The organism is bacterium, assembly GCA_016716565.1.
In the GTDB taxonomy this organism is placed as follows: domain Bacteria; phylum Bacteroidota; class Ignavibacteria; order Ignavibacteriales; family Ignavibacteriaceae; genus IGN2.
This window is the reverse complement of sequence record JADJWC010000003.1, coordinates 71022-89044: the sequence shown is the minus strand read 5'-3', so window position 1 is coordinate 89044 and position 18023 is coordinate 71022. Positions and strand designations below refer to the sequence as shown.

Below are 18023 nucleotides of genomic sequence, written 5' to 3'. Positions count from 1 at the left end.
TCTTCTAAACTAAGTAATTCAATAATTAGTGGAGAGCTTTATGAAATTTATTTTAGCACTACTTTTGTTTTTGTTTGTCAAATATTCTTCATTCACACAAACAATTAATACCAACTACGATTCCACCCTTGCACAAAAATTTGATGCAGATGACTACGGCATGAAAAGTTATGTATTTGCAATACTTAAAACCGGTTCAAACACAACAACCGATAAGGCAGTAATAGACAGCTGCTTCAGAGGACATCTAGCTAACATCCGCAGACTTGTAAAAGAAGGAAAAATGATCGTAGCCGGACCTCTTGGAAAAAATGAAAATTCCTATCGTGGAATTTTTATTTTTGACGTGAAGACAATTGAAGAAGCAGAAGAGCTTGTGCAGACTGACCCTGCAATCAACTCCGGACTGCTCGATGTGGATTTGTACAATTGGTATGGATCAGCTGCCCTGCCCGTTTACCTGGAAACTTCGGACAAGATTTGGAAATTAAATCCATAATTAAAATATAAAAGGATGGAGATTTCAAGAACATTATCAGTTAAAACCCGTAGCGAGTGGCGTAACTGGCTTAAGAAAAATTATAAAAAAGAAAAAGAAATCTGGTTGATTTTTCCTAACAAAGCGTCGGGCAAACCAAAAATATCTTATGAAGATGCTGTTGAAGAAGCTTTGTGTTTCGGATGGATTGATAGTACGGCAAAGAAATTCGAGAAAGATAGTCACGTTCAAAGATTCACACCAAGGAATCCAAAAAGCAGTTATTCACAATTAAATAAAGAGCGTTTAAAAAGATTACTCAAGAAGAAAAAAGTTATCGCTGAAGTCCGTAAAGCACTTGGTGATCTGGAAAATGAAAAGTTTATTTTCCCGATGGATATCATTGATGAGATCATGAAGAACAAAGAAGCCTGGAATAACTATCTGAAATTTTCAGATGCATATAAACGAATAAGAATCGCTTTTATTGATGGTGCAAGAAAGAGACCTGAAGTTTTCAAACAGAGACTAAATTACTTCATTAAAATGACTGAAAAGAATAAACAGTACGGAATTCAGGGAATAGAAAAGTATTTGTGAGTCAGAATTAATTTATCCGTTTGGTATTGTTTACTTAATTACATATTTTTTTCATCAGACCAATAAAACAATTTATTAAGTTCTGTTCTTTTAGTCCTCATAATGGAAATAGACATTCCTCTCAGCTAAATAATAGATTGTTATCTTTATCGCGAACAGACAAAGTTGGATTAAAAATTTAAGTAAAAATTAATTTGTTCTAAAAGTTACTAACTATGGGAGGTTGAAAGCGTATGGCTAATATCGATTTTAGCAAGCTTCGAAAACTGGAAGAAGGAAAAGGCAAAAGCATTCTTTTCATTACTTCCATTCTGGTTACCGGTGTAATTATAATCTGTTTTTATGCTCTTGCACGCGGTTCTGAAAATTTCCTATCAATTTTAAGTCTCTCCGCAATAATAGCTTTGACTAGTGCAATAGTTGGTGCATTCATTGGATTTATATTTGGCATTCCCCGCACACCCGCAATAAAAGATTCTGAAAACATTGGAGCAAATACTAACCTCGAAGAAATTTCGGACTGGATTACTAAAATTATAGTTGGCGTAAGTCTTGTACAATTAAACCAGTTGAGCGGCGGAATTGTTGAAATAGGCAATACACTTTCCCGTGGAATGGGTAATCATCCCAGTTCATTTGTTTTTTCAGTATCAACTATGATATTTTACTTTGTAGGAGGATTCTTCCTCGGATATTTATGGAGCAGAATTTACTTACCAAAAATTTTGCTTACTTCAATGGAGGAAGGATATCGCCGCAAGATAAAAGAAAAAGAAGATGAATTGATGGAAACACAAACACTATTAAATGATCAGAATACAAAGACAAATATCAGAAAAGAAGTTGAAGCGTTATTGCTGCAATCAGATCCAAAAAACTATAAAGATTTTAAGAGTGAAAATTTCTCAAAAAGTAATCTTCAAACGTTGATCGATAACATAATCAAAATTTTTGATAAGAAAGATGTTAATCTACTTTTTGGACAAATCATTATCGCCCTCTACAACATTCGTGACTATGACTTAATTAACGAACTGGCCGATCAATACAAAAATGATATTGATATCAGCTATGGAACCTGGACAGATATTGCACTGGCAAACATGAACCTATACAATACAAACAGGAACAAAGAATTTTACAAACGAATGAATGAAGCAATTGCCAATACACGTAAAATATTATCAGACTACGGAGTAACTTATGCAATCGAATTATATTTTGAACTTATAGATTTATCATACGCTAACAGTGTGAATGATGAAAAACTTAAATCGAGAGTAGAAGATAATATCCATTCAATTTTGGATGAATTGAAGATGAAAGCAGATGTTGCTGCATTCGAAGCGATAAACTATATGAATAAGAATGAAGGAATTCCGAAGTGGATGGATTATAACAGGATGCTGAGAGAAAGCTTTAAAGAAGATTATTTAGAAATTGAAAACAAGAGTAAAAAATATCAGGAGTCCAACCCTAACCAGACAAAATATTACCAAAATAAAGCCAGTACTGAATAAGCCTGAGCAAATTTATTAAGGGGAAGGATGGTATTAATCCATCCTTCTGAATATAATTTTATAAAAACGAGAATAGACAATTCTCTTTTAGTCAACTTTTTTCATCTCTTGATTAATCCAATCGGCGATAATTTTCATTGCATCTTCAGAAAAAGTTTCTTCGATGTTTCCATATTCAATCGGAGCACCGGTTTTACTTTTCTGAAAAAGGTGATTCAATCCTGGCATCTCCACAATTTTATAATTTTTATTGCCACCTTCCTTCAAAGCTTGTTCAATTGCAGAAAGATTTTCTTTCGAAGGTACTTGTAAATCTTTTTCACCATTAATTGCTAGAACAGGACATTTTACTTCTTTCAATGTTGGATAAGGATCATAATTAATAAAATATCTGAACCATGGTCCAAGCATGATTTTAATCTGACCATCAATAAACATTTCTTTGTCTCCTGCATCCTCTTTTTCCTTTTCAGACAACAGATCATATGCCGCGGTCAGTATTGATGTCAAACTTGCTTTCAGTTCTTCATCACTTTTTTCTGAGAGAATTTCGTTGTAAATCTTTCGGTAGACTTTCAGGTCTCTCTGAATGAATTCTTCACTCTCGCCGTTAGCTTTCATTATTAATTCAGTTTGAAGCATTAGAATTGAATCGCCGCGTAGACCTGGTCCAGCCATGAGAACAATAAAGTCAACATCTTCTGATTGAACTGCAGCCATTGGTGCGATTAGCCCTCCTTCACTATGACCAGCAATTCCGATTTTATCTATTTCATTTTTTGTTTTTAGAAAAGCCACTGCAGCTAAAGCATCTTGAGCAAAATCTTCACTCGTTGCGCTCCTGAAATCACCGGTTGATTCACCAATGCCTCTGTCATCGTATCTTAAAACTGCTATTCCACGACGAGTTAAATAATCAGCAAGAACTAAAAAAGGTTTGTGTCCGAGTAGTTCTTCATCACGATTCTGTGGTCCTGAACCACTCACAAGAATTACAGCAGTGAATGGTCCAACTCCTTCCGGCTGAGTTAATGTTCCGGCAAGTGTATTACCTGTTTCTGGATTGATAAATTTCACTTCTTCACTATTATAAGGAAAAGGTTCTTTAGGTTCTTGCGGCCGTTTTGGCTGTTCGACTTTTTCTGATTTTTTTAATTCAAGAGGTAAAGACATTCCTGCCTGGTTCCATACTCCCGAAATCATCATACTATCAGAAATATATTTCCCTTCATAGTATCCATTAATTAGTCGAATAATAAATTTTATCGAATCATCTTTTACGATGACCTCATTAACAGCTATACCATAAGCACCCTGATCAGGACTATCTAACGTTGCGGTCAAATTTCCAGATACATTTTTCGAAACATTAAAAATAACTTTCAATTTTGCTGATGAGATTTTGAGTATACCGCCCCAGCTTCCTTCCGGCTCAAATTGTTCCTGCTGAACAAATTCTTTTTTACTAGTTGAATTATCGAATGTAAAACTTAAGTTAAGAGAAGTGATAATAAGAACTATTAATACAATAATAGAAGTTTTCATAAAATTCCTTTTAAAATAAATTTTCACAATAAATTTAAAGGAAAGTAACTATATCTGTGTTAGTTATTGTGACAGGCGGTCTGTGATTTTAGCCTCTCGGAATAGAAAAATTAATTCATATCTTTGCAGCCATTAATGAGGTTATTGCTTTCATATCTTAAAAATTACTGGAGACTGGTATTGTTCGCATTATTACTTGCAGCAATAAACCAGATCTTTTCCATGCTTGATCCGTGGATATTCAGGATTGTAATCGATGAGTACGCCACGAAGTATGATCATTATACCACCGAACAGTTTATCAAAGGAGTTGTTTTACTTCTGGCTGCCGCAGTTGGAGTTGCTTTCGTTTCAAGGGTAGCAAAGAATTTTCAGGATTACTATGTAAACGTTATCACACAAAAGCTTGGCGCTAAAATATATACGGATGGAATCCGCCATTCGCTTCTTCTTCCCTTCTCTGAATTTGAGGATCAACGTAGCGGGACAACACTTGGTATTCTGCAAAAAGTCAGAACTGATACCGAAAAGTTAATTTCTGCTTCAGTAAATATTTTGTTTACCACACTTGTTGGAGTAGTGTTCGTTACTATTTATGCAATAAGTGTATCCTGGGTTATTGCACCGATATTTTTCTCCTCGATACCGATAATTGGACTAGTCAGTTCAATCCTTGGAAAAAAAATAAAAAAAATACAAAAGGTGATTGTAACTGAAACCACTTCACTTGCAGGCTCAACAACTGAATCATTAAGAAATATTGAGCTTGTAAAAAGTCTTGGACTCGGTCAGCAGGAAATCAACAGACTGAATTCAAGCACAGATAAAATTCTTGCACTTGAGTTAAAAAAAGTACGCTACATCCGGACACTAAGTTTTCTACAGGGAACAACTGTAAACTTTATTCGGACCACGATTCTTTTTGTAATGCTCTACCTGATTTTCACCCAGCACATTACTGTCGGAGAATTTTTCTCGTTGTTCATTTATTCTTTCTTTATTTTCGGTCCGCTTCAGAGCCTTGGAGATATAATAAACATTTATCGCGAAGCAGAGGTATCGTTAAATAATTTTTCTGATTTAATTTCAAAACCGATCGAAAGTAAACCTGCCAAACCAGTAAAGCTTGGAATGGTAAATTCATTATCTTTTGAGAATGTGGCATTCAAGCATCAATCAGCAAACCGTCATGCATTAAACGGAATTTCATTTAAAGTAGGAGAAGGTGAAACTGTTGCGTTTGTGGGTCCTTCCGGAGCTGGAAAGACAACATTAGTCAAATTGCTGGTAGGACTTTATTCTCCTCAGCAGGGAAAAATTTTGTTCAACAACATCCCATCTGACCAGATTGATTTTGATGAGTTGAGAGAAAAAATCGGATTTGTAACTCAGGATACTCAACTGTTCTCAGGAACAATAAAAGAAAATTTGTTATTCGTTAATCCTGATGCGACGGATGAAGAATGCCTTGAAGTGTTGAACAAGTCAGCAGCTCAATCTCTTTTGGAAAGAGCTGAGAACGGACTCGATACTAAAATCGGGGAAAGTGGAATAAAAGTAAGCGGCGGAGAAAAGCAAAGACTTTCGATCGCAAGAGCTCTTCTTCGCAAGCCCAGTCTGCTCGTTTTTGATGAAGCAACTTCTGCACTCGACTCGCTGACAGAAGAAGAAATAAGTAAAACAATTCGAAATGTTTCTTTGAGAAAAGATCTGATTACGATAATGATCGCTCACAGGCTTTCGACGGTTATGCATGCAGACCGTATTTATGTTTTGGAACGCGGAAACATTGTGGAATCAGGAAAACATGAACAACTTCTCGAACTAAAAGGACTGTATTACGCAATGTGGAGACAACAGATTGGTGAACGAGAGTTAGTTTCTAATGAAGTAACTAAGCCGGAAGCATATCCTCCTTTAATTGAAAAGAAAGTTTCCGAAAACTAAAAATTCTGAGGCATGAAATGTCAAACCAATATCCATACACTACAAAACTTGATATCAAATACAAACACTTTGAGCTGATTGACATTCCTCAAATAGCGAAAGAAACAAAAGATAAATGGTTCAACCAGACTTTAACAGAAGTGAATGGAAGCGTTGTAAGAGTTGGAATTGTTGAAGGTGAATATCATTGGCACAAGCATGAAAACGATGATGAATTCTTTTTTGTTCTTGAGGGAAAATTATTTGTTGATCTTGAAGACAGAACGATTGATTTAAATCCGGGACAGGGTGTAACTGTAACTAAAAATGTAACTCACCGTACACGTGCTCCACAAAAAACTGTAATACTGATGGTTGAGAATAAAGGAATTGTTCCTACAGGCGATTAACTCATCCCAATTTTTACCGGAGTCTGATTTGCACATTATTATTTTTTTCTCTTGAAATTTGCTTTTAATACTTGCTGTTTGTTAATATTTATTCGCAATTAATTTTTTTTAACAATAACAATTTCAACTGCATGGTTTTTCAAATTCACACTCCGGTTTACCCATTAAACCTTTTCATTGAGAATTTTATTTATTACAGAGATTTTAACCCGATTCATTCACTAGACAGATTTCTACCGGATGGAAATATCAATATCGTTTTTGATCTGACCGATTACCCAAAATATATCTATGACAATGATACATTAAAGGAAATACAGGCTTGCAGGAATGTTTGGTTTTCCGGAATAAGGAATAACTACATCACAATCCCTTCCGGTAAAGACAGCGAAATGTTTATTGTCAATTTAAAGAAAGGCAGAGCATTCCCTTTTGTTCAGATGCCGTTAAACGAATTGACAGACAGCGTAGTTGACGCTGAACTCGTTCTGACAAATGAAATATTGAACCTGCGAGAAAATATTTTAGCGGCAAATGATATTTCACAAAAATTTGCCATTGTTGAAAAACATTTGATGAAACTTTACAAAAGCAAGCTCGATGTTATTCCCGTCATTGATTTTGCAGTTAACAGGATTTTGAATTCTCCCGATCAGAAAACAATAAAAAATATTTGTGATAATATCGGTTACTCACAAAAACATTTCATTAAAATATTCAAAGAGAAAGTTGGTCTGACTCCCAAATCATTTTTAAAAGTAATTCGTTTTCAGAAAGCCGTATTAGAGATCGAATCAAGAAAAAACATTAACTGGCAGGACATTGCTTTCGAAAGCGGCTATTATGATCAGGCACATTTCATTCATGACTTCAAAAACTTTTCAGGATTTACACCAAACGATTACCTGCTTAACAAAAACGATCAGCTTAATTACGTTCCAATCGGTTAGGTAAAATTTTTACAATACTCATTTTTCAGCATCAATTATTTTTGCAGGAAAATCTGAAGGAGTCTCTATGGAAAATATTTATATAAATCATTTTGCAGTTATCATTTGTGCAATAGCTAATCTTGCGATCGGAGCAATTTGGTATTCACCGGCATTATTCTACAATGCATGGAAATCTGAGAACAAATTTTCAGATGAAGATTTGAAGAAAGTTAATCCTGCAAAAACATACTCACTGACATTTATATTTTCACTGATAATCAGCTACAACCTTGCTTTCTTTCTTGGTGATGCAAAAACCGATATGGTATGGGGTGCAACTGCAGGTTTTCTTGCAGGGTTCGGATTTTCAGCATTAATTTTTACGATCATTGCACTCTTTGAAATGCGATCGTGGAAATACATTTTTATAAACGGCGGATTTATCGTTGTCTATTTTACTTTAATAGGATTTATACTCGGAGCGTGGAGGTAATCATGGCAAAGACATCAGGTGAATATGAACTGGAATTCATTCAAACTGCAAAAGAGAAAACAGGAAAAACTATTGAGCAGTGGTTAACCTTAGTAAAGCCAAAAGGTTTTACGAAGCAAATGGAAATTCTTAACTGGCTGAAGAAGGAACATAAACTAAACCATATGCAGGCAGCATTTGTAGCTGGAATCTACCTGAATAATGGAAAACCGGTCTATCAGAATGAAGATAATCTGCTTGAAAATCAATTTGCAAAAGCTGATGGAATGAGGAATTTATTCGATTTTGTTTCAACATCCATATTGAAAGAATTTCCTGATGCAAAATTGATTGCAAAAAAAACTTATGTATCATTCACTGCGACACGAGAGTTTGCCGCAATAAATATTAAACCTGCTGAACTCCGGCTTGGATTTGATTTGGGCGATCAAAAATTTAATAACGAAATACAAAAATCAAAACTAACCGGTCCAATGCCAAGAATTTCTCATATGGTTATCATAACTCAAAAAGAACAGTTAAAAAAAAATATTTTGGAATATTTGAAACAATCGTATAACAGATCTCACAAAAAATGAAAGTGCGTATGAAAATATTTTTTGCAGTCGTTATTGGACTTGTAATATTATCCTGTCAAAAGAAAGAAGAAACAAAAAAGGAATACCTTATAGCATACAATGTATTCGCACCGGACAGTATTCATCCTAATAATTACGAAGTCATGATCATGAAGATGGATGGCAGCGAAAAGAAAAATCTTACAAATCATAAAGATGTTGCCTGGACATATTACGCATACAATGACAGATTATTTTTTATAAGCGATAGGGATACTGCTTACAGAAATTATTTTTTATACGAAATGAATCCAGATGGAGAAAATATCCGCAAAGTCTCAAACCTTCAGCTTGAAGACAGCTGGATGGGCGGAAGAAATGGTGGCAAAGAACTTATTGTTGCTGGAAGAATTGGAAAGTCAGTCAGATGCCAGTTATTCATCGTTAACACAAAAACCGGTAGCTACAATCAAATTACAAATGACACTTCAGCAATATATCGCGATCCTTGTTTTTCACCGGATGGAAAGCAAATTGTTTTCGCCTATCAGAAAAATAAACGCGACAGATCAGCTCACGAAGAATTATATATAATGAATGATGATGGTTCTGAGTTAAAACAACTCACAACTTATCCTGCTGAAAATCCTTCTGTAAAAGATTTTGGTTACAAAGCCGGTCCACCGCGATGGCACCCCACGGAAAATTATATCACATATATTTCCAAACAGGATGGAAAGCATAATATTTTTGCAGTAACTCCCGATGGCAGCAAACAATGGAAACTTACTGACAGTAAAGAAAATGAAGGTTGGCACGACTGGAGTCCAGACGGTAAGTGGTTAGTTTATGACAGTGCGAATGTTGATGAATCTCAATATCACATAATGCTGATGAACTGGGAAACAAAAGTAGTTAAACAATTAACTGATACAACTTATCAGTATAACCAAGCACCGGTTTTTGTTGAGATTAATTGATTTCGTGATCTAATCCGATTAAAATATCCTTGGTAATATTCACCACGTTTATTTGTTAATTGTAAAATAATTTCAAATATTAACCCGAGGCTACATTTCAAATTTCTTCTTTACTGATTTACAGTATTAGACAGCACATCAGTAATCCTGATTTTAATTTAGGTAATCAAAGCCTTCAAAGATTTAGTTGAAAGAACTTTATTGAGGAATGCAATATGAAAGAGAATCAGCAAGCCGTTAACAGTTCACATCTGCAAAATGCTGCCTCGTATTTAGGAATTGAGCGTTTGATTATTTCTGTGATATTCAATTTAGTTATTGGCCTTGCTGTTTTTGTCGGTTTAAATGCAACAGGTCTGCCAATGATTGTTGTACTACTTATTGCAGGTCTGTTTGTTTTATCTGGCATGTTGTTGCTGACAAAGCGATTGCCAGCTGAGTTAATCGGATTAAGGAAGCGAAAACCTTTACTGTGTACATCGTGGCTTTTAATATCCCTCACTAGTATTGTGTTTATTACAAGACTTTCATTTTTTATGATTGACCCATCTCAAATTCAGTACTCACTATTTCCCGGAGATAAATGGATGGTTGAGCACTGTTGCCTTACAGCTTACAGTGAAGGTGAGCGTATTGCATCAACAGATGAAAAAAATATTTACTTACCCGAATTGTATTTTGGAGAAGGGTTTATTAAAGATAAAAGTTTTAGACAAAAACTCGATGGATTTAACGTAGATCAATATCACTACCCTCCACCTTTCCTTTTACTTCCATTTATGGCGAAAGCTGTTGTAGGAGGAGATTTCTTAGACTTACGTATGCTCTGGTTTTCCCTTAGTGTTTTATCACTACTGGCTGCTATTGGTTTTATTATTTATCGCCTTGAAGCAGAAGGACGTATGCGAATGATTGGAATGACTCCACTCATCTTGTGTTCTTTACCAGTACTTGCTGGACTTCAGATGTCCAACGTACAGATTATTATTATCGCTATATCCATTATTGCGATGACTTTCTTCCCCATCAATAAACCAATTGGTGGTATGTTATTAGCAATGAGTTCAGTTGCAAAAATTTTCCCGGGAATTTTATTTGTTTATTTAATTGTGAGTAAAAAATTTCGTGAAGCAGGCTGGGTTGTCGGATTTGTAATTCTTCTAACGGTAATAACTTTTTTTGTTTTTGGTTTTAATTCATTCAAAGCATTTATTGAGTACGAGATTCCACGAATTTCAAGTGGAGAAGCATTCAGCAATGGACCTTTTTCAAGAGCTTTTGCTGTTGCTAGAAATCTGTCACCATTCGGTCTTCCTCTTAAACTAGGCTGGTTAGGCGTACCAGGAATGACATTAGAGATTGGAAGAATTGTTTCATCAATCCATCTTTTGATGGTTTTAATTTTAGCAATCTGGTCGGGAAGACAAAAACCTCGATCTAATACTGAAGCAATTTCAGTTTGGATTTCACTGATAGCACTTGGCAGCTTGGTCAGTCCTTTTGCACCTGCAAATTATGTCCTTGTATCTCTTGTCATACTGGTTTGTCTTAATCGTGAAGTTTTCAGTGTCTGGATGGTTATTTTAATCTTGCTGCTAATCGGCGCACCATTCTTTATCTCACGTGAGGCTCCATTTTTAATTCAGACATTGTCATTTTTGCCATCTCAAATATTTGCAATCTTTATACCTGCATTAATACTTTATCGGGCTGGATTAAGAACTACAGGTGAGCAGAAAGTAAGATTAAAATCTTCCATTGCACCTGAAGTATCGACAGAATAATAATTTAAAAATAGGGTGGTATGAAAATAATAAAGTGTTAAAAAATTATTCTAAAAACTAAACCCTCTCAAAAATTCTTCAGCGCTCATTCTCTTTCTTCCTTCCTGCTGGAGTTCGAGTATTTTCAATGCATTTTTTTTGCAGCCGATTATCAATTCTTTTTTGGATTGTTCAATTTGAAATGGTTTGAGATCGTTTCTTTCAACAACTTCAGTTTTGTAAACCTTTATAACTTTTTCGTCATAAATAAAAAAAGCTGCAGGATAAGGAGATAATCCTCTTACTAGATTATGAATTTCTTGTGCAGATTTGTTCCAATTAAGCAAACAAATTTCTTTTGTAATTTTCGGAGCCGGAGAAGCAACGGAATCGTCCTGAACTTTCAATTCATACTTTCCGCTTTCGATAAGGTTAACTGTCTCAAGAACCATATTTGCACCAAGCTCACTCATTCTATCGTGCAAAGTTCCGAAGTCATCGTCCGGATAAATCTTTATTTTTTCCTGTAAATAAATATTTCCCGTATCTACTTTCTCGGCAAGTTTGAATGTAGTTAATCCTGTTTCAGTTTCGCCATCTATTAAAGCCCACTGGATTGGTGCTGCACCTCGATATTTAGGAAGATACGAACCATGCAGATTGAATGAACCAAACTTCGGAATTTCAAAAATTTCTTTCGGTAAAATTCTGAATGCAACAACAACAAAAAGATCCGGCTGAAGTGATTTCATTTGATTAATGAATTCTTCATTTCCTTTTAACTTTTCTGGTTGATAAACAGGAATGTTATTATTAACTGCAAATTGTTTAATAGGAGTGAATGAAACTTTCTGTCCTCTTCCTCTAATTTTGTCAGGTTGAGTAATTACTGCTAAAATTTTGTGTTTGCTTTCAAGTAGAGTTTTGAGTGATGGTAGTGAAAATTCCGGAGTGCCCATGAATATGATATTCATATCAACTTACTTTATCAGATAGTCTGTGGATTCACTAATCGGGTAATCAAAATCCAGCTTCCTTTTTTTTATTCGTTCAAGATGTTTTTTGTAACGTTTCTTTAAATCGTCATTAAAATAATCAATAAACAAAACTCCCTGGAGATGATCATACTCGTGCTGGATTACTCGTGCAAATAGTTCGTCAGCTTCGATAGTGTGTTCTTTCATATTTACATCATAAAAAGAAACGAAAACACTTTTTGGTCGCATTAATTCTTCGCGAATTTCCGGAATACTTAAACATCCTTCTTCGATTGAATTGGTTTCTTCAGATTTCGATACTATCCGAGGATTAATCATCGCAATGGGTTTGTATTTTTCATAACCCTCCACGGGAGAAACATCAACAACAAAAATTTGTTTGTTCAAACCAATCTGGTTTGCCGCGAGTCCAACACCATTGGCATTCCTCATCGTTTCGAACATATCGGCTATGATACCAATTGTTTTATCATCGATATCGGTTACTAATGCTGTTTTCTTTCTTAATATTTTATCACCGCAAAGCGTGATTGGAAGTAAGGACATTTTTCGTTTCATTTTAATTAAAATATTCACCTTAAAATTAAAGATTGAATTGTGAATAAGAAAGGAATGAATAAAAAACCCCGAATATATTCGGGGCAAATAATCAATGATTTGTTTTTAATCAGACTAACAATTTCCCATCTTTCATCAACAGCTTTCCATCCATCCAAACTGTTGGTTTTTTCACAACTCCATCAAGATGAATCGGAACATTTACGCTTCCACCCATCGAAACATTATTTCCAAGCGCAATGTGAATCGTTCCCATAACTTTTTCGTCTTCCAGCAGAATGCCGCTTAGTTTTGCCGAGTCGTTTGTACCGATTCCAAACTCAGCGATATTTCTTGCATCTTTTCCAACAGCATCTAGCATTTTAGTTAGTTTTTTTGCAATTGCTCCTCCTGTTATCTTTGTTGCATAACCATGTTCGACTTCGATTCTGATATTCGTTTTTTTGATCAATCCTAATCCAGCAAAGGAACCATCTGTAACGAAAACACCATTTGAAGTTCCTTCAACTGGCGCTAAAAAAGCTTCGCCTGTTGGAAGATTTCCGCTTTCACCTTTTGCATGAAACAATCCTTTGCTTGCATATCCTTTTCTTCCCTTGATGCTGAAAGAAATATCTGTTCCGGCAGGTGCTGTAACCCGGATTTCACTCCCCGTTTCCAAAAGTTGAGTTAGTTTGACAGTTCTTTTTGAAATGGATTTATAATCCGCATTCATTCCGCGGATCATTACATCTTTAGTGATTCCCGGAAATGTTGCAATGCGCACTCCCTTTGCAGATGCTGCTCTTCTTGCGTCTGTATGTGTTAATGACTTTGCAGTCGGACAAAAAACCACATCAAACTTTTGCATCATTTCAGCAACTTCAGGAGATGGTTCTTCTCCATTTATTTTTCCTGACTTCATTTCAACGAGTAATGCAAAGTAACCCAACCTGATTGCATTTTCATAAAGCGATAGACCTATCTCTCTTTTAAGTTCATCAGTTATAACAAGAATCTTTTCATTCTTTTTTGCGCCCATACAATCACGTATTACAATCTGGGATGCAGTATCGAGTTTAGTAAGTTTTTTCATATTAACCCCATTTGAATTATTTAAAGAAGCGGAAAACCAATATTGAGTTGAATCACAGCAGAGAAACCGCCTGATTCGATGAATTTATTTTTATAATTTAAATCCAGGAAAGAGTCGCCGTTTTCGTTATACAAATTATCAATTACAATATGGTTATAACCCGCAAGTCCTTCAACGCTAATATAATCTTTGATTATTGCAACAATGATTCCTGTTCCCACTGAATAGCCTATAACACCGGAATCGCTTTTATATTTTTTTACATCTGATTCGCCTGGAAGATCGGTAGTTTGTGTAAGAGTAGCATTGTTAAAATTAAGTGAACCATCGAGAATTTTCCAGCTTACTACTTTTGTAAATTCCCAGCCAACATCAAAACCCAATGACCAGCTTTTTAAAGTCAAGTCCATTGTGTGATTGTCGGTATTGGTACTGCCTCCAACAGTTGCTTTATTTTTTTCACTCAGATACTGATAAAATCCTTTCGCAGTAACTATGATTTTGTTCTCAAAAGTTGCGCGGAAAAAATTTAGCCCTAATCTGTAGCCATCTGCAGAAGAAAATTCATCAAGGGGTGAATGAACGAACTCGAGAGAATTCCAGTATTCGATGTAATCATTTAATCCTGCAGGATTGTAATTTTGATAAGAATATCCTCCATAGCCTCCAACAAAACCAAGGCAACCAAACCCAAATGTTTGTGCATTGATGATGTGAAATGAATTGAATAACAGCAGCAGAAAAAATATTTTCTTAAAATAATTAAGCATAGCTAAGTAATAAAACCTTTAATTCAACTTACAGAATAGTGACCAATTATTACAGTCATTAAGCAAAAAATATTCGGCATTTAAAATTACCTTCAAACAGATAATACTATTTCTTCTCTCCCAAACCTGTTTTTGAAGTGATAGTTTCCAAACCATGCGCACCCGGACCTGTTTCTGTTTTCCACAACATAAATGAAAAGAACAAACCCAGTGATGCAAGTGCTGTGAATACCCACATTCCCGGAGCGTATCCATCGGGATTTTCTGGTCCGGCAGAGAATGCGTCATTAAGAAAACCAATAAGCCAGGGAATTACCGCCATTCCTACCTGCTGGCAAAGCGTCATTAACGAATATCCTGAACCTAATCTTTTCTGTTCAACTATATATGCAACAGAAGGCCACATAACTGCCGGTATCATCGAAAATGAAATTCCAAGAAGTACCATTACTATCAGCAAAGTGAGTGGAATATTGCCGCTGCCAATGAGTGGAACAGTTACTGAAATTAATTCACCTGGCGGCATGTATGTGACTACCAAAAAAAGCGGGAACAAAATTATTGTACCAACAATCATAAATAGGGATCTTTTTCCAACTCGATCAACCCAAAGACCAAAAAGTGGTGTAGCAATCATAGCAGAAAGTGGCAACAGACTATTCAATATTCCAGCAGCATCTCTTTCTAATCCGTGTGCTTGTTGAAAATAATAAATTGCAAATGCGCGGAACGGAAAAACCGTTGAATAGAAAACAACACATAGTGCAACAATATACCAGTATGATTTGCTGAATGAATACAATCCTTTCATTTCGAACTTATCTGTTTCGCCCGCAGAACCTAAATTATATCTTCTTTCGGCAGAACTTTCCATTGCCCAATAGAGAATCGCACCAGCAACCGATATTCCTGCTATTGCGGTCGCCAACCAAAGCGGGTCCTGCCAATTTTCATAAAACGGACGAGCCCATCCGGGAGATAAATCAGCTGACCAGGAACCAAGTCTGGCAATTGTAAGATTCAAACCAAAGGCAAGACTTAATGTTTTTCCTTTGAACCATTTTGCGAGTGCTGTAGTAACTGCAACTATCAATGGCTCCGCGCCAATACCAAGGATAAATCTTCCAGCCATCATAATATAAAATTCACTCGTAGCAGCAGTAATTAAAGCAGCAAGTAAGCAGATAAGTGCAAAAACCAGGATTGATTTCTTCGTTCCAAATTTGTCAATAATGAATCCACCGATCAATAAAACTATTATTGCAGCTATACTATACACAGTATACAGAAGACCGAGCTGCTGATCAGTGAAATTCAGTTGAGATGAAAGCAAATCAAATACAGGTGCGATGCTGTCATAGATATAATAATTGCCGAACATCGCAAGACTTACGAAAACTAAAACTGACCAGCGGTAAATCGGAGTTGGCTCTTTTATCTGATTGGCTGAGATTGATTCCATTTTAAACTCATTTTGAAGAGGAGATGATTTGAAAAAAATCAGGAGCAAACCGGATTGCTCACTCCTGATTTTGACGAATTAATTTTTTGACGGAATATTTTTCAATACATTCACAAGCTGGTTGTAAAACTCAGGCACAGTTGAGATTTGCAGTTTCTCATCCGGTGAGTGAACGCCGAACATTGTTGGTCCGAATGAAATCATATCCATCTCAGGATATTTCTCTCCAATGATTCCGCATTCGAGTCCAGCATGTATTGCAGTCACGTGTGGTTCTTTGCCGTACATTTGATTAAAAGTAGACTTGAATACTTTTAAAATATCTGAATTAATATCAGGTTTCCATCCGGGATAACCATCGCCATAAGAAATTTCAGCTCCAGCAAGTACAAAGATTGAAGTAACCATATTTGTTATGTCAACATTTTCCGATGCAACAGAACTTCTCTGACTGGTCACAAAATTAATGTGCTTACCAACAGTTTCAACAACTGCAAGATTGTTTGAAGTTTCAACCAGACCAGGAATATCATTCGACATTTTCACAACACCGTGTGGTATAGCGTAAATAGCATTAACCAATCGTTTTTGAGTTTTGTCATCCATAAATTTTTCAGGCATAGCATGTTTTTCTGCATCAACATGTAAATCAGCATCAACTGCTGCAAATTCTGCTTTAACTTTATCATTGAACTTTGAAACAAATTTCTTTAACGATTTTTCATCTTTCTTTGGAACTGCAACAACAGCAAATGCCTCTCTTGGAATTGCATTGTGTTTGTTTCCACCGTTGATTGATGCAAGTTTCAAAGTGTTCTCAGCAGAATATTCAAAGATCAATCTATTTAAAATTTTAACGGCGTTTCCTCTCCCGACGTGTATTTCAAGACCGGAGTGTCCGCCCTTTAATCCAGCTACTTTCAATTCAAACGAAGAATAATTCTTCGGCGCTTTTTCCCATTTTGCTTTAATTTTAGCTGCAGTATTTTTTCCGCCAGAACAACCGATGAATATTGTTCCCAATTCTTCGGAATCCATATTGATAAGAATGTCAGCTTTCATCCAGCCTTTCTTTAAGCTCGATGCACCTGTTAATCCTGTTTCTTCATCAAGAGTGAATAAAGCTTCAAGCGGACCATGCTGAATATCTTTTGATTCGAGAACTGCTAATGCTGCGGCAACTCCAATTCCGTTATCAGCACCGAGCGTTGTGCCTTTTGCTTTTACCCAATCACCATCAATGTATGGCTGAATTGGATCGTTATCAAAATCGTGCTCAACACCTCTGTTCGATTCACAAACCATATCAATGTGTCCCTGAAGCGCAACTGTCATTAAATTTTCTTTACCAGGTGTTGCAGGTTTTCGGATGAGAATATTTCCGAACTTATCTTTTTCAGTCTGAAGACCGAGTCGATTTCCAACTGAAAGTACATATTCAGCAATCTTCTCTTCTTTTTTTGAAGGACGAGGATATTTACAAATCTCTTCAAAGTGGTGCCATACTAATTTTGGTTCAAGATGACCCAATACATTTCCCATGGTTTTCTCCTATCTGTTTATTTCGTTAAAGGATATTAATTTTTGTTCATAAAGTTGAAATATAAATTTAGAAACTCTTTCTTCCGGCTGGATAAGCTCTTCACCAAATTTCTCCGAAACAATTTTAATTATTTCCTGCACATTCTTTTTACCATCCAAATTCATCCAGACTGCTGAGCCAAATTTCTCTAATTTAATTCTAAAATCAGCTGATTTAATTCTCGGAACAATTAACTTTTTTGCAAATTCATTTTTAAATTTTGGAACGATTACTGTTACCTGCTTTTCTTTATCTACTTCCTCTGAAAAGAGTTTAAACGGAGTTAGATCAAGAGTGTTACTGTTCTTTAAGATTTTTTTTCGTTCTTTGAAAGATAGCTCCATACTAAAAATACAAGGAGCGCTCCTTCCGGA

At 35.6% G+C, this 18023-nt stretch carries 18 protein-coding genes; 10 read left to right on the top strand and 8 right to left on the bottom strand.

The window, feature by feature from the left end:
- The first annotated feature begins 40 nt into the window (after positions 1-40).
- The 3 genes from IPM14_12510 (at position 41) to IPM14_12500 (ending at position 2598) form a co-directional block, all read left to right on the top strand.
- Positions 41-499 (top strand): hypothetical protein, encoded by a 459-nt coding sequence (locus IPM14_12510; GenBank protein MBK9098919.1) that lies wholly within the window; start codon positions 41-43, stop codon positions 497-499.
- 15 nt (positions 500-514) lie between these two features.
- Complete coding sequence (locus IPM14_12505; protein ID MBK9098918.1) at positions 515-1078, top strand: YdeI/OmpD-associated family protein; 564 nt, start codon at positions 515-517, stop codon at positions 1076-1078.
- Positions 1079-1311: 233 nt separating this feature from the next.
- Positions 1312-2598, top strand: coding sequence for a hypothetical protein (locus tag IPM14_12500; protein MBK9098917.1), 1287 nt, complete (start codon positions 1312-1314; stop codon positions 2596-2598).
- Positions 2599-2685: 87 nt separating this feature from the next.
- Here the strand turns inward: IPM14_12500 and IPM14_12495 are convergent, their stop codons facing one another.
- On the bottom strand, positions 2686-4143 hold the full coding sequence (locus IPM14_12495) for an alpha/beta fold hydrolase (GenBank protein ID MBK9098916.1): 1458 nt from the start codon (positions 4141-4143) through the stop codon (positions 2686-2688).
- Between the two features lie 135 nt (positions 4144-4278).
- On the opposite strand from IPM14_12495, the gene IPM14_12490 reads away from it, so the two are divergent.
- The 7 genes from IPM14_12490 (at position 4279) to IPM14_12460 (ending at position 11225) form a co-directional block, all read left to right on the top strand.
- Positions 4279-6090, top strand: coding sequence for an ABC transporter ATP-binding protein (locus IPM14_12490; GenBank protein ID MBK9098915.1), 1812 nt, complete (start codon positions 4279-4281; stop codon positions 6088-6090).
- A gap of 17 nt (positions 6091-6107) precedes the next feature.
- Positions 6108-6479 (top strand): cupin domain-containing protein, encoded by a 372-nt coding sequence (locus IPM14_12485; protein MBK9098914.1) that lies wholly within the window; start codon positions 6108-6110, stop codon positions 6477-6479.
- A gap of 131 nt (positions 6480-6610) precedes the next feature.
- Positions 6611-7429 carry a helix-turn-helix transcriptional regulator gene (locus IPM14_12480; protein MBK9098913.1) on the top strand — a complete coding sequence of 273 codons (819 nt, stop codon included), beginning with the start codon at positions 6611-6613 and terminating at the stop codon, positions 7427-7429.
- A gap of 67 nt (positions 7430-7496) precedes the next feature.
- Entirely contained in the window at positions 7497-7904 is a 408-nt protein-coding gene (locus IPM14_12475) for a DUF1761 domain-containing protein (protein ID MBK9098912.1), read from the top strand.
- Positions 7905-7906: 2 nt separating this feature from the next.
- Complete coding sequence (locus IPM14_12470) at positions 7907-8482, top strand: DUF4287 domain-containing protein (protein MBK9098911.1); 576 nt, start codon at positions 7907-7909, stop codon at positions 8480-8482.
- 8 nt (positions 8483-8490) lie between these two features.
- The gene (locus IPM14_12465; GenBank protein ID MBK9098910.1) at positions 8491-9441 is read left to right on the top strand and encodes a PD40 domain-containing protein; all 951 of its coding nucleotides are present in this window, start codon (positions 8491-8493) and stop codon (positions 9439-9441) included.
- A gap of 215 nt (positions 9442-9656) precedes the next feature.
- Positions 9657-11225 (top strand): DUF2029 domain-containing protein, encoded by a 1569-nt coding sequence (locus IPM14_12460; protein MBK9098909.1) that lies wholly within the window; start codon positions 9657-9659, stop codon positions 11223-11225.
- 50 nt (positions 11226-11275) lie between these two features.
- Here the strand turns inward: IPM14_12460 and IPM14_12455 are convergent, their stop codons facing one another.
- The 7 genes from IPM14_12455 to IPM14_12425 all read right to left on the bottom strand — a co-directional run bounded on the left by IPM14_12455 (position 11276) and on the right by IPM14_12425 (position 17993).
- A complete protein-coding gene (locus IPM14_12455) occupies positions 11276-12178 on the bottom strand; it encodes a methionyl-tRNA formyltransferase (protein ID MBK9098908.1) in 903 nt (300 codons plus the stop codon).
- 6 nt (positions 12179-12184) lie between these two features.
- A complete protein-coding gene (def, locus tag IPM14_12450; protein MBK9098907.1) occupies positions 12185-12760 on the bottom strand; it encodes a peptide deformylase in 576 nt (191 codons plus the stop codon).
- 109 nt (positions 12761-12869) lie between these two features.
- Positions 12870-13835 carry an aminopeptidase gene (locus tag IPM14_12445; protein ID MBK9098906.1) on the bottom strand — a complete coding sequence of 322 codons (966 nt, stop codon included), beginning with the start codon at positions 13833-13835 and terminating at the stop codon, positions 12870-12872.
- Between the two features lie 20 nt (positions 13836-13855).
- Positions 13856-14605, bottom strand: a complete 750-nt coding sequence (locus tag IPM14_12440) for a hypothetical protein (GenBank protein ID MBK9098905.1) — start codon at positions 14603-14605, stop codon at positions 13856-13858.
- Between the two features lie 106 nt (positions 14606-14711).
- Positions 14712-16067 (bottom strand): MFS transporter, encoded by a 1356-nt coding sequence (locus tag IPM14_12435; protein MBK9098904.1) that lies wholly within the window; start codon positions 16065-16067, stop codon positions 14712-14714.
- Between the two features lie 78 nt (positions 16068-16145).
- Complete coding sequence (locus IPM14_12430) at positions 16146-17609, bottom strand: aminoacyl-histidine dipeptidase (protein ID MBK9098903.1); 1464 nt, start codon at positions 17607-17609, stop codon at positions 16146-16148.
- 9 nt (positions 17610-17618) lie between these two features.
- Positions 17619-17993, bottom strand: coding sequence for a PqqD family protein (locus tag IPM14_12425; protein ID MBK9098902.1), 375 nt, complete (start codon positions 17991-17993; stop codon positions 17619-17621).
- Between the last annotated feature and the right edge of the window lie 30 nt (positions 17994-18023).

Excerpts from the sequence above, each read along its gene's own strand:
- IPM14_12510 (MBK9098919.1), top strand. The coding sequence starts at position 41 with ATGAAATTTATTTTAGCACTACTTTTGTTTTTGTTTGTCAAATATTCT.
- IPM14_12505 (MBK9098918.1), top strand. The coding sequence starts at position 515 with ATGGAGATTTCAAGAACATTATCAGTTAAAACCCGTAGCGAGTGGCGT.
- IPM14_12500 (MBK9098917.1), top strand. The coding sequence starts at position 1,312 with ATGGCTAATATCGATTTTAGCAAGCTTCGAAAACTGGAAGAAGGAAAA.
- IPM14_12495 (MBK9098916.1), bottom strand. The coding sequence starts at position 4,143 with ATGAAAACTTCTATTATTGTATTAATAGTTCTTATTATCACTTCTCTT.
- IPM14_12490 (MBK9098915.1), top strand. The coding sequence starts at position 4,279 with ATGAGGTTATTGCTTTCATATCTTAAAAATTACTGGAGACTGGTATTG.
- IPM14_12485 (MBK9098914.1), top strand. The coding sequence starts at position 6,108 with ATGTCAAACCAATATCCATACACTACAAAACTTGATATCAAATACAAA.
- IPM14_12480 (MBK9098913.1), top strand. The coding sequence starts at position 6,611 with ATGGTTTTTCAAATTCACACTCCGGTTTACCCATTAAACCTTTTCATT.
- IPM14_12475 (MBK9098912.1), top strand. The coding sequence starts at position 7,497 with ATGGAAAATATTTATATAAATCATTTTGCAGTTATCATTTGTGCAATA.
- IPM14_12470 (MBK9098911.1), top strand. The coding sequence starts at position 7,907 with ATGGCAAAGACATCAGGTGAATATGAACTGGAATTCATTCAAACTGCA.
- IPM14_12465 (MBK9098910.1), top strand. The coding sequence starts at position 8,491 with ATGAAAATATTTTTTGCAGTCGTTATTGGACTTGTAATATTATCCTGT.
- IPM14_12460 (MBK9098909.1), top strand. The coding sequence starts at position 9,657 with ATGAAAGAGAATCAGCAAGCCGTTAACAGTTCACATCTGCAAAATGCT.
- IPM14_12455 (MBK9098908.1), bottom strand. The coding sequence starts at position 12,178 with ATGAATATCATATTCATGGGCACTCCGGAATTTTCACTACCATCACTC.
- def (MBK9098907.1), bottom strand. The coding sequence starts at position 12,760 with ATGAAACGAAAAATGTCCTTACTTCCAATCACGCTTTGCGGTGATAAA.
- IPM14_12445 (MBK9098906.1), bottom strand. The coding sequence starts at position 13,835 with ATGAAAAAACTTACTAAACTCGATACTGCATCCCAGATTGTAATACGT.
- IPM14_12440 (MBK9098905.1), bottom strand. The coding sequence starts at position 14,605 with ATGCTTAATTATTTTAAGAAAATATTTTTTCTGCTGCTGTTATTCAAT.
- IPM14_12435 (MBK9098904.1), bottom strand. The coding sequence starts at position 16,067 with ATGGAATCAATCTCAGCCAATCAGATAAAAGAGCCAACTCCGATTTAC.
- IPM14_12430 (MBK9098903.1), bottom strand. The coding sequence starts at position 17,609 with ATGGGAAATGTATTGGGTCATCTTGAACCAAAATTAGTATGGCACCAC.
- IPM14_12425 (MBK9098902.1), bottom strand. The coding sequence starts at position 17,993 with ATGGAGCTATCTTTCAAAGAACGAAAAAAAATCTTAAAGAACAGTAAC.